The organism is candidate division KSB1 bacterium (assembly GCA_034505495.1).
GTDB lineage: Bacteria > Zhuqueibacterota > Zhuqueibacteria > Residuimicrobiales > Krinioviventaceae > Fontimicrobium_A.
The window spans coordinates 14,845-32,546 of sequence record JAPDQV010000004.1 but is presented as its reverse complement, the minus strand read 5'-3'; the positions used below and the strand labels follow the sequence as shown (position 1 = coordinate 32,546).

Here is a 17,702-nt window from a genome sequence, read left to right as displayed (position 1 = left end):
TTGGCCAATGAAGCGCACAGCAGATTTTTTTGTACCTGTCAATGAAGGTGTGATGTGTACCCTTTGTCCCCACGCATGTCGCTTGGGAGAAGGGGAGTGGGGCAAATGCGGAGTGCGCAGCAATGAAAACGGCGTCCTCGTTACGCATGTCTACGAATCGGCGATCGCCGTGCATGTGGATCCCATTGAAAAGAAGCCGCTGTTTCATGTTTTTCCCGGTTCCGCTTCCTTTTCCATCGCCGCCGCCGGCTGCAATTTTTCCTGCGAGTTCTGCCAAAACCACTCGATATCGCAGCTGAAAGGAAGAAATATTGAAGGAACCCGTTTGCCGGCAAAAGAGGTGGTACGCCTGGCGATTGAACACGGCTGCCGAACCATCTCCTGCACCTACACCGAGCCGACGGTTTATTATGAGTATGCCTACGAAATCGCCAGGCTTGCGGCCGAGCATGAAATCCCCACCTTATTCGTAACCAACGGCTTTATCAATCCGGAGCCTTTGCGCAAAATTGCCCCGTTTTTAGCCGCCGCCAACGTCGATTTGAAGGGGTGGAGCGAAGAATATTATCGCCGAGTTTGCGGGGGCGAACTCAAGCCGGTGCTCAATACGCTGCGGTTGATGAAAAAGCTGAACATCTGGGTGGAAGTAACGACTTTGGCGGTTCCGGGATACAGCGACGATGACGACACGTTTCGCAACATTGCCGCTTTTATTGCTGATGAACTGGGCAAGGAGACCCCTTGGCATATCAGCAGATTTCATCCTGATTACCGCTTTACGCATATTCCGGCGACTTTGCCCGAGGTGCTGTATCGAGCTCGTAAAATCGGACAGGAAGCCGGATTGTATTACGTTTACTGCGGCAATTTACCTGGAGGGGCGGGGGAAAGCACCTTCTGCAGCCGCTGCGGCAGCCGCATGATCGAGCGTTACGGCTTTCGCATACTGGAAAACAAGCTTGTGGACGGCAAGTGTCCGCATTGCGCGCAACCGATGCACGGAATCGGTATGGACGGTAAGAAGAAAAATCAGACACAAACGGAGGTATAGATGAAGCGACGCGATTTTTTAAAGGCGGCCGGATTGGCTGCAGGAGCCTGGATGACAAGCGTGCCGCAGCTGCAGGCAGAAACCAAGGGAAAGCCGTTCAAACTCAAATACGCTCCGCATTTCGGCATGTTCAAGCATTCGGCAGGCGAAGATCTGATCGATCAGCTCAATTTCATCGCCGATGTCGGTTTTCGCGCTTTTGAAGACAACGGCATGAAGGATCGCCCGGTTGCGGTACAGGAAAAAATCGCCGCCACAATGGCCAAGCGCGGCTTGGAGATGGGAGTGTTTGTGGCTCATCGTATTTACTGGGACAAACCCAGTCTTACCAGCGGCGATAAGGAAATGCGGGATGAGTTTCTCCGGCATATCCGCGAATCGGTCGAAGTCGCCAAGCGAGTGAATGCTAAATGGATGACCGTGGTGCCGGGTTATTTGCATCAAAAGCTGCACATCGATTATCAGCGTGCCAATGTCATCGAGGCTTTGCGCCGCGCCGCCGAGATCCTCGAACCCCACGGCCTGGTCATGGTGCTCGAGCCGCTGAACTTTCGTGATCATCCCGGCTTGTTTTTGACGACCATCCCGCAGACTTTTGAGATCTGTCGCGCCGTCAACAGTCCGTCCTGCAAAATTCTCTTTGATCTTTACCACATGCAGATCCAGGAGGGTAATCTCATTCCAAATATCGACCTGGCATGGGATGAGATCGGTTATTTTCAAATCGGCGACAACCCGGGCCGCAACGAGCCGACCACCGGCGAGATTCACTATCAAAACGTCTTTAAGCACATTGCCCGAAAAAGCACCGACATAATTTTGGGCATGGAGCACGGCAACTCCAAGCCCGGAAAAGCCGGAGAAGAAGCGGTCATCGCCGCCTATCGCTGGGCGGACGATTTTCAGCTGTAAAATAAAAAGGGGCGGCTCTTTGAAGGCCGCCCCTTTTTCGTTCAAACTCGCGTTCTATTTCTTTTCCTTTTCTTTGCCTTCCTTAAAAAGCTCGCCGATGCCGGCGATGCTGCCGAGCACTCCCGAAGACTCTAACGGCATAAAGATTTTCGTCGCCTGCCCCTGCGCCACCTGCTGCAGCGTTTCCAAATACTTGACGGCGATCAGATCATTGGTGGGGTTGCCGTCGTGGATGGCCTTATAGACCGTCGTAATGGCCTCGGCTTCGCCCTGCGCCAACGTGATGCGCTTGAACCGTTCGGCCTCGGCTACTTTCTTAATCGCTTCAGCTTCACCTTCCGCCTTTAGGATCGCCGCCTGCCGGCTGCCTTCGGCGGTCAGAATGGCGGCGCTCTTTTGGCCTTCGGCTTCGAGGATCGTCGCGCGGCGCTCGCGCTCCGCCTTCATCTGCCGGTGCATCGCTTCGGTTACGTCCTTGGGCGGCTCGATCTTTTGCAGCTCGACGCGCGTCACCCGCACGCCCCATTTGTCAGTAGCGTCGTCGAGAATCTGCCGCAGCTGCGAATTGATCTTTTCGCGCGAGGTCAACGACTCATCCAGCGCCATATCGCCGATCAGGTTGCGCAGATTGGTCTGCGCCAGTTTGGTCGCCGCCAAATAGAAATTGGCGACATTGTAAGTGACGCGCACCGGATCCGTCACTTCATAGTAAATTACTGCATCGACTTCCACCACTACGTTATCCTTGGTGATGACCGCCTGCGGCGGAATGTCCACCACCTGCTCCCGCATGTCCACCTTTTTCAAGCTTTCGATAAACGGCACGATCAAGTTGAGGCCGCTGTCTACCGTCCGCTGATATTTGCCGAGCCGTTCCACCAGGCCTTTTTCCCACGGGCGAACGATTTTAAGGCCTTTGGAAATGACGACAACGACGACAAAGGCAATGACGACCAATAAAAAGTTCATGACTGCTCCTTTTGTTTGGGTTCAACAATCAGTCGTGTTCCGCTGACCCGCAGCACGCGGACGGGGGAACCGCTGCGGAGGATCGAACCGTCGGCGCTCTCGGCGCGCCACTCTTCCCCCAGAATGCGGACGCGACCGCGGTTATGAAAATTATCAATTTCTTCGATTACCAATCCCTCCACGCCCTCCAATCGATTGGCGCCTATGCCGGGCGGCTGCTCATGCGTCAGCTTGGTGCTGATGCGGCGCGACAACAGGAACAAAACCAACGACGTGACGATGAACACAAGCAGTTGAACCGAAATTCCTGCACCCGCCATTGCTGCCAGTCCCGCGGCCGCCGCGCCGATGCCGAACCACAGAATGAAAAAACCGGCAGTAAAAATCTCGGCAATAACGAAAAAAGCCGCCATTGCCATCCACACCATCCATGTGCTGATGTTCATAAGCTCCCTTTCATTGTCGTTTAATCTAAACGGACGGAAGCTGTTTATTCATCCTTTTTATTGCTGAACATTATAAAGATAGCGTTTGATTTTACGCGTCGGCGTCTTTTCGAACTCTTCCGGATAGAGATCGATGCGCGTGATGGGCGAATAGGAAGGCAGCATCTTGTTCAGCGCAATGCGGTTCTCTTCCATCTTGGCTTTGAGCTGCTCCTCGTTCAAGCCCGCCGCATCCGCGGCCTCATAATCAGGATAGACCAACGCCGTCAGCCTGTTGTTCTTTTCGATGATCAATGACTCGCTGACAAAGGGCATGTTGTTCAGCTTGTCCTCGATTTCTTCGGGATAGATGTTCTGTCCCGAAGGTCCCAATATCATGTTTTTGCTTCGGCCTTTGATGTAAATAAAGCCGTCTTTGTCGATGATGCCGAGATCGCCGGTATGCAGCCATCCTTCGCCGTCGATCGCTTCTTTCGTTGCCTGAGGATTCTTGTAATAGCCCAGCATGACGTTTTCGCCGCGCACAAGGATTTCGCCGACGATGTTGTGCGGATCCGGGCTGTCGATTTTGATCTCCAGCGTATCCACCACGCGTCCTACGGAAAACGGCTTGTTTTCACGCCAGGAGGCATAGCTGATGAGCGGCCCGCACTCGGTCATGCCGTAACCATTGGTAAAGGGAAAGCCTATACGGCGCAGGAACAGCTCGACCTCCTGGTTAAAAGCCGCACCGCCGACGACGATCTCGTGAAAGTTGCCGCCGAAAGCGCCCATCAGTTTATCCCGGATCTTTTTCTCCAGAGCTTTCGAGATGATCGGCGCTTTGAGCAAAAGCTTGACGCCTTTCGAGCTGATGGAGGGCAGAATTTGCTTACGATAGATTTTTTCGATTACCAACGGAACGGAAAGAATCAAGTGCGGACGAATTTCCTGAAACGCCTTGAGGATGATTTTAGGCGAAGGCGTTTTGCCCAAAAAGGTGATGTGACAACCGAGAGTGAGCGGAAAAAGAAACTCGAAAGCGCAGCCGTACGAATGCGCCAACGGCATAAAGGAGACGATGCGGTCGCCGGCCTTTAGCGGCATGTTGCGCTGCGCATAGCGGATGTTGGCAGAAAGCGAATTATGCGGCAGCATCACGCCTTTGGAAAAGCCGGTGGTGCCCGAAGTGTAGACGATGGCGGCAAGCTCGTCGTTTTGCACTTCCGGCAGGGAAAAGGATTCGGCGGTCAAGCGGCCGCCATATTTTTGCACCAACTCCTGATCCGCGCGTTCGAAGGCCTGAGCAAAGGAGCTTTTCGCGGCATAGACGATGCGCCAATCGTCGAGTGAGATAATGGCGGCCAGGTTGGGCATTTCCGATTCGTCCAGCGTCTCTTGAATATAGTCTGAAGCAAAGAGCAGGACCGCATCGGAGTGATTGACGATGTGATGGATGTCGTTCGGCTTAAAGTCGGACAGAATCGGCACGATGACCGCCCCGTAAGTCACTGTCGCCAAATAGCCGATCGCCCAATTGACCGAATTTTTGCCGACGATGGCGATCTTGTCGCCCCGCTTGATGTGATTTTTTTCGAAAACATAGTGAAGTTTGAGGATGCTTTCGCCGATTTGGCCGTAGGTGCGCGTCATGCTCTCATAGTCCGAGAGCGCCGGTTGATGCCAATAGGACTTGATCGCTCTTTCAAGGTCTTTGGTAAAACGTTCTGCAATCATGGGGTCTTTCCTTTCGGCTTAGAGTTTTATTTCGACGAATTGTTTGCTGATGCGATAGCCGTCACGGCGAACGACGGGCAGCGCTTCGACGGCCTCTGCGTAGAGATCCAGCTGTTCGGGTTCGAGAATGTGGCCGGTTTTAAAATCGACGATTTCAACCAGCCTGTTGTCCGCATCGACCACCATGCGGTCGATGCGGATTTCGCGGCCGTCGGGAGTAAACAGCGTCTGTTCGGTAAAGACGCGGCCGCGAACCGCAAAAAGCTCGCGGCGCTGAGCCACGAATCGTTCGAGCGAACCGATCAGATTCTGCAGGTGATCGAGCGGTATCAGACCGCCGAAATGCGCGATCGTTTTCTGTCGAGCGGCAGCCAGCTCTTCCTGCGTACCGTATCGCACGAAGGAAAGGAAAAAGTGGGCGGCGTTGCCGATGGTTGCTGCATTTTGCTCGAGGAACACGGCCCGCAGATGCTCCACCGAAGGATTTTCGGCCAGCGTCAAGAAAGGTCGGCGATCCACGGCAAACAGCTCGGCCTCGGGGAGCAATTCGGCCGATGAAGGCGCAGCTGCAGCGGCTGACCAAACAGCCTTCCCAAACTCGCCCTGTTGCCTTTGGTCGCTGTAACGGATCAGCGAGTTTTTTTCTTCAAAGAAATGAAGCAGTCGATCGGCCAGGATGACATCGGGCTGATCGGCTTTTTCTTTCATAAACTCGGCAAAGCCGTTTTTTTTCTGATAAGCCATGCCGATCGTAAGAGAATGTTTGGCGCGTGTAAAAGCCACATAAAGTGTGTTGAGCTCTTCGATGATCTCGCGTTCTTGTTTTGCCTGTACAAATTCGGAAAACGAAGAGTACGGGAGGTACTTGTCGTAATTAAAGGCGAGCAGGTAGGAGCGGATCGAGCTGAAATCCTCGCTGTAGTAGACATAATCCTTCAGTTCCGCCGTTTCACGCCCCTTTTTCTCCGAGAGGTTGTAATAAACGAAAACGTGGTCGAACTCGAGGCCTTTTGCTTTATGAATGGTCATCAGCGTCAGAGCGTTCTCGGCTGCCGGTGTGGTGCGACGGAAGCGTTCGCCGGCGATCTCGTCGCTGCAAAAAGACATAAATCCGGCGAGCGTGTTGGGATAGCGGGTTTCGCGCTGCTGAAAATCGGCCAGAATCATCAGAAAGCGGAAAAGATTTTGCGCGTCACCGGCGGAGGAAAAGCGGCCGACGAAATTGAAGCTTTCGACGGCATGCAGGACAAGGGTGAGCAGATCGGTGGTTGCGGTTTCCGCCAAAAGCTCATAGAGTTTTTGCACAGCAGGATGACCGGCTAAGGGGCTCAGGACTGCCGAGATGTCCCATTTCTCCTCGGCGTCGCGGTAGGCCAGGAGCAATTGTTTCAGCTGCTCGGGATTTAAAAGCACGACGTCGGAGCGAAGAAAGCAAAACAGGTCGTATGGATCGCGATAGAGCAGAAAGCGAAGCAGCAGGATCAGCGGTTTGACGGCCGGATGATCGAGCAGGGATCCGGATGAATCGCGAACGTAGCGAATGCCCATTTCGTCGAGCAGTCCGGCTAAAGTATCCAGTTCCTTGTTCGTTCGCGCCAAAAGAGCGGTGCTGCCTGCGGTCAAAAGGCCTTCGCGCAGCGCCGGCTCGAGCATATGCCGTAAAAAGAGGCGCTGGACGTCGATCTCACTTTTGGCGCCGCCGCCGTCCTGAGAATTGCTGTAGCCGTGTAAAAACAGCCGGACTTGACCGAGATCGTTTTTATGGAACGGGGCGACTGTAAAATACGGCCACTCGATGCCGATCTCGGCCAGTTTCTGCTTGAAAACGGCATCGCTGAAAACCGCGTTGATGAACTCGATGACTTTTTCGTCGCTGCGGAAGGAAGTGTCGAGGGTAACCTGCTCAGGCTCGTGAAGGATGGTCGACATGGCCGGCAGCAGATCGCGTTCGCCGCCGCGCCATGCATAGATCGCCTGTTTTTCATCGCCGACGACGATTACGCCGCCGTATTCCTTGACGCCGGAGCCGCTGATGATCTCGCGGATGATCGGCAGCAGGATTTTATGCTGCAGGATGCTGGTGTCCTGAAATTCGTCGATCAGCACAAACCGCACGGAACTCGACAGCTGTTCGTAAAAAGAATTGAGCACGGCGTCGCCCTCAATCAACGATAAAGCCGGATCATAAAGATAACGGAAGGTGTAATACGCAATGTCGCTGTAGGTGAAAACCGCAGTGCGGCGCTTTAGTTCGTCGTAGCGTTCGAGAATACAGCGAATGATGTCGAAAAGATGCTTTTCCTCCTCCAAAATGCGGCTGTAGAAGAGCCAATCGGCCAACAGGCGGCGCACTGTCTGCTGACGCTCCTCGTATTCTTGAACGTACTCCTTTTCGTTTTTGGAAAATATTCGGCTATAATTCCAAAAATTTTCCTTGCCGAGAAGCCAGTCGAGATTTCTTTCGCAGGATTCCGGACTGTTGACCGACTGCATGGCCAAATCGGCGACAGCCGCCAAATCGAACTGCTGCTGCAGCCCGCTGAGGGCTTCAAACGTGTTTTTCTGCAGATAATAATCCGGCGCTTTATCGGGCTTTTTTTGCAGCAGATAATCCTGGAGCTCGATAAACAGTCTGCGAAATTCTTTTTGAAACTCGGCAAAAGACCTTTCGGCCTTTTCGGCGGCCGATTCGATAAATGGCCGCTGAAAACCGGATTCCTGGATCAAATGAAAGAGCCATCTTTTCTCGATGACTGATTTGAAAAAGTGCTCGTAATCGTGGATCTGTTTTCGCTTTGCCCGCAAAAAGAAGGAGCGAAAGATTTCCAGCTTTTGCGCGTCTTCCAACACGGTGCGATAGAGCTCTTCCTGCAGCTCCTCTTCGATCTCTTCCTGAACGATGTAATCGCCGATGCCGAGATAGGGAGCAATGACCGTCTTGAAGACGGTGTTGGTAAAGGAATCGATAGTACTGATCTGCACCTGCGATTTGTTCATCAGCATGTCGCGGCGAATCTCGGCTAAAAGATTGAGCTCTTTTTCGCCGATCTCAAGGCCAAAGTATTTTTCCAGGTTTTCGATTACCTGGCGTCCCTGCGGCGTTCCTTCGACCACGGCCTGTAGGTGGGCAAAGATACGTTCACGGATTTCCGCCGTCGCCTTTTTGGTAAAGGTGATGACAAGGATTTCGCTGAAATGCAGACCGAAGCGGCTGTAATTCAGCAGGAGCGCCAAATACTCCAGCGATAACCGGTACGTTTTACCCGTTCCTGCGGCGGCGCGGATCACTTTTTTTACGGGCTGGGGCAAAAAGCTCTCTCCATTGCTAAAAATTTAGCGTTTGCTTTATATTCAGGCGCGTTCTCCAGAGATCACCGCGCGTAATTCCTTCCCCAAATTCTAACCCGCTGCGCTGGTCCGGCAGATAATAGCCCCGACGCAAAACATCGGTGACGGTTTTCTCGAGTCTGCTTTTGAATTGGCCGTATAAATCCGACTTTTTTCGGCTGTTCAAAATTTCAGGTCTTTCTTCCAAGAGCAGATAAAAAAACGACTGCACGAGTTCAGCAAGCTCGGGTTGAACGAGGGCGTAATAGTACAGCTCGTACAAAACGAGCTGATCCTTGTCGTTGTTCGAGCCGGTCTTGTAGTCGATGATGTAGCGCTTATTGGTCTCCGGGTCTTCGATTCGCAAATCGGCGCGGCCGCCGATGCGCACCGAAAGGTTGCCGTCAATCTCGAAAAACGGCAGATACTTTTCCAACAGCGGCCCCACAAGCTGCTCCGGGTAGATACGCAGAGGCCTGTCGCACAAACCCTTCTGCTTCAAGTAGGCAAAAAACCCTTTAATGCTCTCGACAAGCTGCGGCAGCATGATTTCGCGAAAATAGATATCCGTGTGATTATGAGGCAGGCGATAGTAGTAGGAATCGCTGTGCAGCAGGCGTTCGAGGTTGGGCAGCACGGCATGGAGGGCGCGAGAAATATCGATGGTCGCAGCTGATCCCGTTTGATCCGCAAGAAGCGTGCGCCACAACTCGCTCAACCCTTCGTGAACAAGGATGCCCAAAAGCAGGGAAGAAAAAGCGCGGCGCGGCTGCCGATCCCTTTCCTTGACGCCGGCGATGAATTCGATAAAAAAGGCAAAAGGATTCTTGAGCAGCCTGGATAGCGATGTGTAGGACAAGTCGAGCGAGCCGGTCGGCAGGTCGGCTCGGCGATTGAACGGCAGAGAATAGAACGAATCCGCCTGGGCGGCGGTCGGATCGATTATATAGCCGGCGTCGGCATGAGTCAATCGGCTCAGTAGAGCAAGGTAATCGGTTTCTTTTTGCTGGGTAAAACGCAGCTTTTCGGAATCGTAGAAAAGAAAAAGCTCTTCGATGAACGAGCTCGGCTCGATGTTTTCTTCGAGATTTCGCTGTGTGAGGAGAAAGATGTGCGGCGTTGTAAGCAGCAGACGGAAGAAATAATACTTTTCGCGCAGCAGAACTTGGTCGTAAGTCTTGAGTCCGAGCAGACGGCGCTGCTTTTCGGTAAGAAGAAACGGCGCCTGCCGTCCGTGCGGCAGCTCCTTTTCCACAACGTTCATCACGGCCGCGCTTTTAAAGGAAAGGTTGCGGGTGTCGAGCAGATTGGTAAACTCGACGCGCGGCGAGTCGCCGGAGAGTCGGAAATGCACCCGCAGGGTCTTCAAGTAGTCGAGGAAGAGCTTAAGCAGGCCGCACGGCGCCTGAGCTTCGTTGGGACGGGAACGGTCGTGAAAGAACAGCTCCGGTTTGGTGAATAAGCCGACCGTTTCGAGGGACATAAAGTCGGCTGCAGCGCGATAATAGACTTCGAGGATGTCGGAATAGTCTTTTTCTTCTCGGCTGATGAGCTCCGATACGGAAATACCGAATTTTTCTTCGAGGCAGTTTGCGGCATCTTTTAAAGAACGGATGTCGAGCAGACGGTGGAGCGCTGACGTTATGCGCTTCCAGGCGTTCTGCAGCTCACGGTTGGGGAAAAAATAGAACACTTTGCCGTCCAGATCGAGGAATTGAATCTGCCGATCGAGATAGTCGTTGCAGGCAGCTAAGGCGCGGCGGCGAAGTTGGGGATCATCCTTAAACAACAGGCGATCCGTTTCGTCGACGAGAAGAAAATCGATGACAGAGGCAAGCGGCACCAGCAACTTTTTTCGCAGCGGTTCGAAATAGAGACCGACAAGCAGCCGATGCAGAGATGCTAGAAGGCGAAAAATCGACGTGTGTTCGAAACGTCGGCTTTCTCCCACATGAAAGAAGCGCGGCGAGAGCAGGGCGGCGGTCGGTTCCAGCCGTTCGTTGAAATTGACGACGTGCCGCACCTTTCGCTGTTCCGTCAGCCGCATCAGCGTTAAGGTCATGACGGTTTCGTTCGGGCATTCGATAATTTCGATGGTCTCATTGCGGCCGTTGCCCAAGCGGGAGACGTCGAACGGATGCACGGCAAGCGTCTCCTGATCGACCAGCTCTTCCGGCAGCTGATAGATGAGAGTGACATCTGTAGAACGCGCGAGCAGCCGGTCGATCAGCGAGCGTTCCAGTGCCGTATAGTAAAATTGGTTGACAAAATAAACGTGCTCGACATCCGCCATTGCTTCCCAGTTCAAGAGATCGGCTTTGAGAAGGAACAGCGTATCGCAAAAGCCTTGGTCTTCCAGGAACCGGCGGTACTTTTCGCGGATGTTGCGGAAACGGGTATAGAGGTCGCGTTGCCAGGGCATCAGTTCCGCATCGCCGAGGATCAACTTTTGCTCGTCAATCTCCTCCGCGAGCAGCTCTTCGTTGAACTCTTCCCAAAAGTCGAAAAACTGCTGCGCCGGTTCGATGCAGTCAAAGTAGTCTTGAATGTGAAGCGCTTTTTTATCCTCGTCGTCCAGGCAGGCATAAAAGGCCAGAGTGCGTTTCTCCTCTTTCAGCAGCGGTTTGTCGGCGGCAATGAGAAGTTCCTTCCACTCTTCCATGGTCAGGAAGCGGGTCTCCTCGAACTGCCAGCAGTTTTGAAATGCCTGCCAGGCTGCACGCTTGGCCGCCGCCGTCGGAAAGATGAACCAGGCGTTCTGCGCCTCGCAACGCAGGACGACCTCGGTGAGTGATTCGGAAAACGGCACAAAGAGAAAATGCCTGCGCTCCATACCCCGCGCCTAATAGAGATGAAAACCGAATTTTTGAATTACGGCAGCTCGGCAAAGCGATCGGTGATTTCGGCAATGACGGCAAATTTATCGCGCACCATCCCCAAATCGCCGCCCAGGCGATACGTGTCTTTGTCCAACCGGCCGCTCGGGTCCAATTCGGACAGCACGTTCGGCTGCTGCAGATTGGGATTCTCTTTGGCGTACGGCCAAAGACGGAAGGAACCGCCGGTAATTTCGTCGATAAGCGTCACACGGCCGTCAATGAGACCGTATTCCAGTTTAAAGTCCACAAGCTGCAGCTTGAAATGAGCAAACGCTTTTTCGAGCAGCTCAAAAACCGCGGCGTTCAACCGCCGCATCTCGTCGAATTCCATGGAGCCTTTGCTGCGGATGATAAAGTCGATATACCCTTCATCCAGCATAGGGTCATGCAGAGCATCGTCCTTGTAATGGAATTGGGTGATGACCGGATCGAAGCGGGTGCCTTCGGCATAGCGGCTCCATTTGACGATCGAACCGGCAGCGATGCGGCGCGTGACGACCTCGAGATTGATTTTGAAATCGAGTTTGCGCACCAGGCTGACGCGTTCGGCAGGACTTGAAAGGTAATGGGTGGGAATCCCTTTGCGGTTCAAATATTCAAAAATGTTTTTGTTCGTCCGCCAATCGATGGCGGCCTTGCCTTCGATCACGTCGTGTTTGAGGCCGTCTCCGGCGGTGATGTCGTCCTTGAAAACCATATAGACGCTCTTGACGTCGTCCGGGTTTTCATAAATGATTTTGGTTTTGCCTTCATTGAGTTTTTTCAACCGGCTTAGGTCCATGCAAATATCCTCCTCCTGTGATCGACTGCGGCAATTTATGAGATTCCCGCCTAAAAGCAAATGGAAATCTGGATCAACAACAAGCTTGCATCTCAGCAGACTATTATCTAATTTGCAGTATAAACAGAGGATGACTCTTTTATGAAGGTTTCCTTCTTTGCCACATGTATAACAGACATTGTGCTGCCGCGGGTTGGAATCAAATCGGTCGAGCTTCTCGAACGGCTCGGATGCCGTGTTGTTTTTAATCCCAAGCAGACCTGCTGCGGTCAGCCGTTGACCAACACCGGTTACGTGGAAAAAGCGAAAAAGAGCATGCGGCTGTTGATCGACGCGCTTCTCGAAGACGACTGCGAGGCAATTGTGTCGCCGAGCGGCTCCTGCGTTCTCCAGGTCAAAGAGTTTCCCAAATTCTTTCAAGGCGAAGATGAATGGCAAAGCAGGGCGCAAGTGTTGGCGAACAAGACCTTTGAAATTACTGATTTCATCGTCAATCGCCTTCACGTCATGGATCTTGGCGCCGAGCTTCATGCGCGGGCAGCCTATCATCCCTCCTGCCACATGACTCGACTACTGGGAGTGAAGGAGCCGCCCCTTAAGTTGCTTGCGCATGTGCGCGGTTTGGAATTGGTGCCTTTCAAAGGACAGGAAAAATGTTGCGGTTTCGGCGGTACGTTCTCCGTCAAGATGCCCGATCTTTCCGGCGCCATGGTGGCGGAGAAGGTGCGCAATCTGGTTGAAGCAGGGGTTGATCTGGTCATCGGCGCCGACAACGCCTGTTTGATGAACATCGAGGGGAGACTGCGCAAAGAGGGACACTCCATCCGCGTCATGCACATCGTCGAGGTGTTGACTTGCCGCGCTGCTGCTTGATAGGCGGAGCTGTTGAGGAGAGCTGAATGCCATGAGTCTGCAAACCAGTCGATTGCCGTTAAAAAAGCGAATTCGTCGTGCTTTGAGCGACGGCTTTATGCGCGCCTCGATTGCTGCTGCGCAGGACCTGATTAACCGAAAGCGGCAGGACCGATTTGCCGAGCTGGGCGACATCGACTCGTGGCGGGAAGCTGCAGCTGAGATTCGCGCCCATACCCTTGATCATCTCGATTTTTATCTCGATCGTTTCGTCACGCAGGCCGAAGCTTCCGGTTGCCGAGTCTATTTTGCCGACGATGCGGCGGAGGCGAACCGCATCGCCGCGGAACTCCTTGGTTCAAAAAAAGCGCGCAAGGCGGCCAAGAGCAAGTCAATGGTGACCGAGGAGATCGGCCTCAACGAAGCGCTGCAGGAAATCGGCGTGGAAGTGATTGAAACCGATTTGGGTGAATACCTCTTGCAAATTGATAACGCCGACAAGCCGTCACATATCGTCATTCCTGCATTGCATAAAGACAGAGAGCGATTTCGCCGAGTTTTAGCGGAAAAGAAAGGATATTCCGGAGACGCCGCTCCGGAGAATATGACGCGTTTTGTGCGCGGCGTCTTGCGCCAGGAATTCTTGAGCGCGGACGTCGGCATTACCGGCTGCAACTTTGCCGTTGCTGAAACCGGCACATTGGTCCTGGTGACCAATGAAGGCAACGGTCGATTTGTCACCACGTTGCCAAAGACACAGCTGGTCTTTTTGGGTATGGAGCGCCTGGTGCCGACGCTGTCTGATCTGGATGTTTTGTTGACGCTTTTGCCGCGTTCGGCGGTCGGTTCGCGTGCATCGGTTTACATGACGCTGCTGACCGGCCCTCGGCGTACAAATGATTTGGACGGCCCGGATGAGATCCATATCATTATCGTCGACAACGGCCGGTCGGAGGTGCTGGGGAGCCCGTTTCGTGACGTTTTGCGCTGCATCCGCTGCGGCACCTGCATGCTGGAATGTCCCGCTTACCGACATATCAGCGGACACGGCTACGGGGCACTCTATCCCGGCCCTTTGGGCGCCGCGTTGATGCCCGCGCTGGGAGGTTATCCGGCTTTCAAAGAGATCGTCAAGATTTGCTCGCTGTGCGGCGCCTGCGATGAGGTGTGTCCGGTCAAGATTCCGCTGCATAAATTGATCTTTGAACACCGCCGCAGGATCGCCGAAGAACTCAGGCTGAACAGTCGGCTGGAAGATGCCGTGTTCGGGAGCGCTGCGACGGCCTTGGGCAGCCCGTTCATTTATCGGACGGCGACAAAAGCCGCCTTTTTGGCCAATCTGGCGCCGAGAATCGGGCCCTTGCGCGGCTGGACCAAGAGCCGCCGCCTGATGAAAATTCCAACGCGCCGTTTTCGCGACTGGTACAAAAAACACCGAGCGCAGGAGGGAAACTAATGGATCGCCATGAGTTCATTCGTCGAATTGGCTCGGTGTTGGGGCGAGAAAGACCGCAGCCTCCGGCCTGGACCACACCCGGCATAGAGTTCCGACAGAGAATCATGCCTGGCTTGAATCAAGAAGAGATGACGCAGGCGTTTATTGCGAACAGTCGCGCCGTCAGCGTGAGGGTGATCGAGACGGCGCGGGAGCGGCTGAATGCTTCTTTGGCCGAGGTGATTGCCGGAATAGGCGCCGGCGGCTGCCTGTTGGCGGATCAGCCGCTTTTTCGCGATTTGAACACGGCCGCCTATTTGCGCAGCTATGTTCCCGTTGAAGTATGGGAGGCTGACCTTTCGCGCGAGGAAGCGGTCATGCGTGCCGAAAGGGCGTCAGTCGGGGTTGCAGCGGCCGACTTGGCCGTTGCCGAAAGCGGCACGGTGGCGGTGTTCAGCCGCGGCGGCGTCGGTCGCTCCGTTACTCTGCTGCCGCCGGCAACGATTTATGTGGTACCGCAAAGTATCATTCGGCCGCGGCTGACTCAGGCGCTCGAAGCGATTCAAAGCATGAGCAACAAAGATATGCCGAGTTCCATCAATTTCATCACCGGCCCCAGCGCCACTTCGGATATCGAGCTTGTCCGCGTCGAGGGCGTCCATGGACCGATGCAGGTGGTATATGTTATAATTGAGGACATATAATGGTTTTATCATAATACTGGCGATTATAATAGCAAGCAATGCCGCGAACACAGATGACCATCTTTTAATAAATGAGAAAATCTTTTATCATTATTGCCATCTTTGGAACTCTATGGGGTATTACGGAAGTGCAATTAGGTACCCTACTACATGCCGTGGATTTGCCCTTTGCCGGTCTTTTGATGATGTCTTTGGGAATCATTTTTCAGACGGTCGCGCGCATGACCACAGCCTTGCGCGGCTCTGCGTTGTTGATGGGTGCGGTAGCTGTTTTTTTAAAGCTCCTTTTGATCGGCGGTATTGCCGCCTCCGTGGCCGTAGCCATTATGATCGAATCTTTGATTATCGAGGCGGTCTATTGGAAACCGCTCCCCTCGCAAAAGAGAATTGCCGTTGCAGCCGGCGCAGGCGTTTCCTACACTCTCTTTCATCCTTTTCTTTCCATGCCGCTGTTTATGGGACTTGCTCCCCTGGATGCTTATCGCCGAATTGTGCAGGCGGGAAAAATGTTGTTCGGTATGAAAATCCAGGACGGGTTAATTTTGATTTTCGTCATGTTGATCTTTTATTTTTTGGTCGGCTTTAGCACGGGTTTCTTGACGTACGGTTTTGTCGATCGACTGCGTAAGCGCGGTCTTTTACCGCTTCCTATTCAAAAAGTTTGAATGTAAGCTTTGCAAAATGTCTTCTTTACCGGTGAGCGCCGAACGGGCAAAAGCACATTCATCCATGCTTTTCTGAAAGGCCTCGATCTAGACTATGTCGGCATTTTTTCTTTGAGGCTGATGCGTGACGAAAAAATCAGCGGCTACGGCCTTCGTTTCGGCAATGAACCCGAGGTATGCATTTTTGCCGAGTTGTCCGATACACCCGATTTCGATCGTTTCCGTATCGATCTGCGAGTTTTCGAAAAGGCTGCGGAGTTTATCTACAATAATCTTAAAAACCCCCCGGATCTTTTTGTCGTGGACGAATTGGGAGTGATCGAGCAGCGTTGTACAGCATATTGTGATGCTATTAAAGAACTATTGTCATCTCCATTAAAGACTTGCCTGGTGGTGCAGCAGCGAGCCTTGCCGTTTTGGCAAGCGCTCTGCCCGAATTGCGCTATAGAAATACTTTATTGGCAGGAGGCCAATCGGCAACTGGTCTCCGAACGGTTGAAAGCGCTTTTGTGCGGTTCTCAATAAAGCTCGTCATTAAAGTCTAAATTAACGCTCATCGTATTGTTTTGATTTTTATAAAGCGGAGGTCAAGGTGAATCGTCAGCAGGCAATAGATATTATCGAAAACTATGACGGCTACTGGGATGTGATCGTCATCGGCGGCGGGGCAACTGGCCTTGGAGCAGCGGTCGAAGCGGCTTCACGAGGCTATCGAACCGTATTATTCGAACAGCACGATTTTGCCAAAGGCACGTCCAGCCGCAGCACCAAGCTGGTTCACGGCGGCGTGCGCTATCTGAAACAGGGCAATATTTCTCTGGTTCTCGAAGCGCTGCGCGAACGCGGCCTGTTGGTGCAGAATGCTCCGCATTTGGTGCGTCATCAATCCTTCGTTGTGCCCAACTATGACTGGTGGGAGGGACCGTTCTACGGCATCGGCCTGAAAATGTACGACATGTTGGCCGGAAAGCTCGGCCTCGGCCCTTCGAAGTGGCTGTCCAAAGAGGAAACCTTGGAACGGCTGCCGACCATCGAACCGAAAGGTCTGCTCGGCGGCGTCATCTATTTCGACGGCCAGTTCGACGACGCCCGACTGGCGATCAATCTGGCGCAGACGCTTTTTGACTTGGGCGGCACGGCCGTCAATTACATGCGCGTCGAGCGACTGCTAAAGTCCGGCGCGATGGTCAGCGGTGTGGTTGTGCGCGATCTCGAAACCGATCGCGAGCACCAGATTTACGGCCGAGTCGTGGTCAATGCCGCGGGCGTGTTTGTCGATCAGGTCATAAAGATGGACGACAACGATGTTCCCGAAATGATCGCTCCGAGTCAAGGGGTGCATTTGGTGCTCGGCAAAGAATTTCTGCCCGGCGATTCGGCCATTATGGTGCCGCACACCGATGACGGCCGCGTGCTGTTTGCCGTGCCGTGGCGCGACCGCGTGATCGTCGGCACGACCGACACGCCGGTTGAGCAGGTTTCGCTCGAGCCGCGGCCGCTGCCGGAAGAAATCGAATTCCTGCTCGTGCATGCGGCGCGTTATTTGACCAAAGATCCGCAGCCCTCCGATGTGCTGTGCGTCTTTGCCGGTCTGCGTCCGCTTGTGCGCTCGGGCGACGCTAAAAACACCGCCGCGCTCTCGCGCGATCACACCATTCTCATTTCCAAGTCGGGACTGGTCACCATCACCGGCGGCAAATGGACGACCTACCGCAAGATGGGTCAGGACGTCATCGATCAGGCAGCACAGCTTGCCGGACTCGAAGAGCGACCCTGCAAGACCGAGGACATGCGCATTCACGGCTGGCTGAAGACGTTCGATGTCAACGATCCGCTGCACTATTACGGCACCGATGCCCTCGGCATTCAGAAACTGATGCAGAACGATGCGCGGCTTGCTGAAAGGCTTCATCCTAATTTGCCTTATACGGCAGCGGAGGTGGTTTGGGCGGTACGCGAAGAGAT

General features: G+C 53.6%; 14 protein-coding genes. 8 read left to right on the top strand and 6 right to left on the bottom strand.

The annotated features are described in order from the left end of the window. Nucleotides 1-7 precede the first annotated feature (7 nt). Nucleotides 8-1,051 (top strand): AmmeMemoRadiSam system radical SAM enzyme, encoded by a 1,044-nt coding sequence (gene amrS, locus ONB24_02855; GenBank protein MDZ7315043.1) that lies wholly within the window; start codon nucleotides 8-10, stop codon nucleotides 1,049-1,051. Next, entirely contained in the window at nucleotides 1,052-1,963 is a 912-nt protein-coding gene (locus tag ONB24_02850; GenBank protein ID MDZ7315042.1) for a TIM barrel protein, read from the top strand. It abuts the gene before it with no gap. A 54-nt stretch (nucleotides 1,964-2,017) separates the two neighbouring features. Here the strand turns inward: ONB24_02850 and ONB24_02845 are convergent, their stop codons facing one another. The 6 genes from ONB24_02845 to ONB24_02820 are packed head-to-tail and all read right to left on the bottom strand — an operon-like array spanning nucleotide 2,018 to nucleotide 12,081. After that, nucleotides 2,018-2,932: an SPFH/Band 7/PHB domain protein gene (locus ONB24_02845; protein MDZ7315041.1), complete on the bottom strand. Its 915-nt coding sequence runs from the start codon at nucleotides 2,930-2,932 to the stop codon at nucleotides 2,018-2,020. After that, nucleotides 2,929-3,378: an NfeD family protein gene (locus ONB24_02840; protein MDZ7315040.1), complete on the bottom strand. Its 450-nt coding sequence runs from the start codon at nucleotides 3,376-3,378 to the stop codon at nucleotides 2,929-2,931. The genes ONB24_02845 and ONB24_02840 overlap by 4 nt, the downstream gene beginning before the upstream one ends. A gap of 57 nt (nucleotides 3,379-3,435) precedes the next feature. After that, nucleotides 3,436-5,094 carry an AMP-binding protein gene (locus ONB24_02835; GenBank protein MDZ7315039.1) on the bottom strand — a complete coding sequence of 553 codons (1,659 nt, stop codon included), beginning with the start codon at nucleotides 5,092-5,094 and terminating at the stop codon, nucleotides 3,436-3,438. An 18-nt stretch (nucleotides 5,095-5,112) separates the two neighbouring features. After that, nucleotides 5,113-8,403, bottom strand: coding sequence for a UvrD-helicase domain-containing protein (locus ONB24_02830; protein ID MDZ7315038.1), 3,291 nt, complete (start codon nucleotides 8,401-8,403; stop codon nucleotides 5,113-5,115). Nucleotides 8,404-8,419: 16 nt separating this feature from the next. Beyond that, on the bottom strand, nucleotides 8,420-11,254 hold the full coding sequence (locus ONB24_02825) for a PD-(D/E)XK nuclease family protein (protein ID MDZ7315037.1): 2,835 nt from the start codon (nucleotides 11,252-11,254) through the stop codon (nucleotides 8,420-8,422). Between the two features lie 38 nt (nucleotides 11,255-11,292). Beyond that, a complete protein-coding gene (locus tag ONB24_02820; protein ID MDZ7315036.1) occupies nucleotides 11,293-12,081 on the bottom strand; it encodes a phosphoribosylaminoimidazolesuccinocarboxamide synthase in 789 nt (262 codons plus the stop codon). Nucleotides 12,082-12,222: 141 nt separating this feature from the next. On the opposite strand from ONB24_02820, the gene ONB24_02815 reads away from it, so the two are divergent. From ONB24_02815 to ONB24_02790, 6 genes are all read left to right on the top strand, one after another. Then, nucleotides 12,223-12,954: a (Fe-S)-binding protein gene (locus ONB24_02815; protein ID MDZ7315035.1), complete on the top strand. Its 732-nt coding sequence runs from the start codon at nucleotides 12,223-12,225 to the stop codon at nucleotides 12,952-12,954. Nucleotides 12,955-12,985: 31 nt separating this feature from the next. Then, nucleotides 12,986-14,389, top strand: coding sequence for a LutB/LldF family L-lactate oxidation iron-sulfur protein (locus tag ONB24_02810; protein ID MDZ7315034.1), 1,404 nt, complete (start codon nucleotides 12,986-12,988; stop codon nucleotides 14,387-14,389). Further along, nucleotides 14,389-15,072 carry a lactate utilization protein C gene (locus ONB24_02805; protein ID MDZ7315033.1) on the top strand — a complete coding sequence of 228 codons (684 nt, stop codon included), beginning with the start codon at nucleotides 14,389-14,391 and terminating at the stop codon, nucleotides 15,070-15,072. The genes ONB24_02810 and ONB24_02805 overlap by 1 nt, the downstream gene beginning before the upstream one ends. Nucleotides 15,073-15,143: 71 nt before the next feature. Further along, nucleotides 15,144-15,737 (top strand): hypothetical protein, encoded by a 594-nt coding sequence (locus tag ONB24_02800; protein MDZ7315032.1) that lies wholly within the window; start codon nucleotides 15,144-15,146, stop codon nucleotides 15,735-15,737. 9 nt (nucleotides 15,738-15,746) lie between these two features. After that, the gene (locus ONB24_02795) at nucleotides 15,747-16,262 is read left to right on the top strand and encodes a nucleoside-triphosphatase (protein MDZ7315031.1); all 516 of its coding nucleotides are present in this window, start codon (nucleotides 15,747-15,749) and stop codon (nucleotides 16,260-16,262) included. Between the two features lie 67 nt (nucleotides 16,263-16,329). Next, a partial coding sequence (locus ONB24_02790; protein ID MDZ7315030.1) for a glycerol-3-phosphate dehydrogenase/oxidase occupies nucleotides 16,330-17,702 on the top strand: 1,373 nt, incomplete at its 3' end.